Genomic DNA, 3,059 nt, shown 5'->3' with positions numbered 1-3,059 from the left:
AATTCTTAATTCTTAATTCTTAATTCTTAATTTTTAACTCTTCACTCTTAACTCTTAAAAATGACACGATGAAAAAACAAGGGCAATACTCCAAAAAGAAGATGTCCACCGACAAAAAAACGCTCCAAATGCTATTTATCAAACCCTGCAGGGACCTGACAAAACAAAGCTTACGGGCAATTAGTACTGCTCGGCTGTGACGTTACCGCCTTTACACCTGCAGCCTATCAAGGTCGTAGTCTGCGACCACCCTTATAAAGAGATCTAATCTTGGGGTAGGCTTCGCGCTTAGATGCTTTCAGCGCTTATCCTTGCCCAGACTTAGCTACCCGGCAGTGCTCCTGGCGGAACAACCGGCAAACCAGAGGTCTGTCCAACACGGTCCTCTCGTACTAGTGTCGGGGCCCCGCAAATCTCTAACGCCCACGATAGATAGAGACCGAACTGTCTCACGACGTTCTGAACCCAGCTCGCGTGCCACTTTAATGGGCGAACAGCCCAACCCTTGGGACCTTCTCCAGCCCCAGGATGTGACGAGCCGACATCGAGGTGCCAAACCATTCCGTCGATATGAGCTCTTGGGAATGATCAGCCTGTTATCCCCGGAGTACCTTTTATCCTTTGAGCGATGGCCATTCCATGCTGAAACCACCGGATCACTATGCTCTAGTTTCCTACCTGATCGACTTGTGAGTCTCCCAGTCAAGCGCGCTTGTGCCATTACACTCTCCAAAGACGGTTACCAATCGTCCCGAGCGCACCTTTAGAAGCCTCCGTTACTTTTTTGGAGGCGACCACCCCAGTCAAACTACCCACCATACAGTGTCCCCCCCCAAAGGGGGTTAGAGGTCAAACACCCGAAGGGCCGTATTTCAACGGCGGCTCCACAAGCACTGGCGTGCCTGCCTCATAGCCTCCGGCCTATCCTACACATCGGATGCCCAACATCAATGTAAAGCTATAGTAAAGGTTCACGGGGTCTTTTCGTCCCATCGCGGGTAATCGGCATCTTCACCGATACTACAATTTCACCGAGCTCACGGTCGAGACAGTGAGAAGATCGTTACACCATTCGTGCAGGTCGGAACTTACCCGACAAGGAATTTCGCTACCTTAGGACCGTTATAGTTACGGCCGCCGTTTACCGGGGCTTCAATTCAATGCTTCTCTCGCGATGACATCTCCTCTTAACCTTCCGGCACCGGGCAGGTGTCAGGCCATATACCGCGTCTTTCGACTTCGCATGGCCATGTGTTTTTGTTAAACAGTCGCCTTCTCCATTTCTCTGCGGCCGGCATCGCTGCCGGCGTCCTTTCTCCCGAAGTTACAGGACTATTTTGCCTAGTTCCTTGACCGTGAATCACTCGAGCGCCTTAGTATTCTCAACCCGACCACCTGTGTCGGTTTGCGGTACGAGTGCCATGACAATTGGCGCGTAGCGGTTTTTCTCGGCAGTCTGTTTACCCACGTTATTGGCTCATCCGAAGACTTGCCATACTTTCAGGATCGGCTCGTGGGGCGGATTTGCCTACCCCTCTCAACGCCTACCCCCTTCAACCCACTATTCCGTCAGTGGGCAGTGGTGTCACTCCTGCGTCCCCGCGTGGCTTGTCATGACAGTAACGGAATATTAACCGTTTCTTCCATCGGAATCGCCCACAGGCTTATCCTTAGGATCGACTAACCCTGATCCGATTAGCGTTGATCAGGAAACCTTGGTCTTTCGGCGAGGGGGTTTCACGCCCCCTTTGTCGTTACTTATACCTACATTTGCTTTTCCATCCGCTCCAGAACGCCTCGCGGCGCGCCTTCAACGCCATGATGGAATGCTCCCCTACCAACCATATTGGTTCCACGGCTTCGGTAATATGCTTATGCCCGATTATTATCCACGCCCCACCACTCGACTAGTGAGCTGTTACGCACTCTTTAAATGAATGGCTGCTTCCAAGCCAACATCCTAGCTGTCAAAGCGGCGGGACTTCGTTAATTGCAACTGAGCATATATTTCGGGACCTTAGCCGGTGGTCTGAGTTGTTCCTCTCTCGGACGCGGACCTTAGCACCCGCGCCCTCACTCCCGGATAGCACTTGCACGCATTCGGAGTTTGGCTGGACTTGATAGGCGGCGAAGCCCTCGCATCCAATCAGTAGCTCTACCTCATGCAAGCTCTTCGTCCGAGGCTGCACCTAAATGCATTTCGGGGAGTACGAGCTATCTCCAAGTTTGATTAGCCTTTCACCCCTACCCTCAGGTCATCCGAAAACTTTTCAACGTTTACCGGTGCGGTCCTCCATATTGTGTTACCAATACTTCAACCTGCCCAAGGGTAGATCACTTGGTTTCGCGTCTACTCCTGCTGACTGAACGCCCTGTGAAGACTCGCTTTCGCTGCGGCTGGGCGCATCTTTGCGCTTAACCTTGCCAGGCAAGAGTAACTCGTAGGTTCATTATGCAAAAGGCACGCCGTCACCCCATAAAGGGCTCCGACCGCTTGCAGGCACATGGTTTCAGGGTCTATTTCACTCCTCTGTTCGAGGTTCTTTTCACCTTTCCCTCACGGTACTGGTTCACTATCGGTCTCTGGAGAGTATTTAGCCTTGGCGGATGGTCCCGCCGGTTTCACACAGGATTTCTCGTGTCCCGCGCTACTCAGGATACTGATGGGCTTCGCCGGAAAGTCGTGTACGGGATTTTCACCCTCTCCGATCCAACTTTCCAGTTGGTTCCACTTTCCCGGTCTCTTGCCGTGTCTCAGTCCTACAACCCCGGACCTGCCGAAACAGGCCCGGTTTGGGCTCCTCCCGTTTCGCTCGCCACTACTCCGGGAATCACTTTTGTTTTCTCCTCCTATGGGTACTTAGATGTTTCAGTTCCCCACGTTCGCCTTCCACCAGCCGGTGGAATGGCGCGCTCCTCGCGCGCCGGGTTGCCCCATTCGGATATCCGCGGATCGATTCGTATTTGCCAATCCCCGCGGCTTTTCGCAGCTTATCACGTCCTTCTTCGCCTTCCAGAGCCTAGGCATCCCCCATGTGCCCTTGTTCACTTTTATTTCG

1 rRNA gene is annotated in these 3,059 nt (G+C 52.7%); it reads right to left on the bottom strand.

The features are described from left to right. Window positions 1-160 precede the first annotated feature (160 nt). A 23S ribosomal RNA gene (locus D7D25_RS17425) occupies window positions 161-3,055 on the bottom strand. Window positions 3,056-3,059 lie beyond the last annotated feature (4 nt).

The sequence above is a fragment of the Proteiniphilum sp. X52 genome (assembly GCF_003712195.1).
GTDB lineage: Bacteria > Bacteroidota > Bacteroidia > Bacteroidales > Dysgonomonadaceae > Proteiniphilum.
This window is presented reverse-complemented; position numbering and strand designations above follow the sequence as displayed.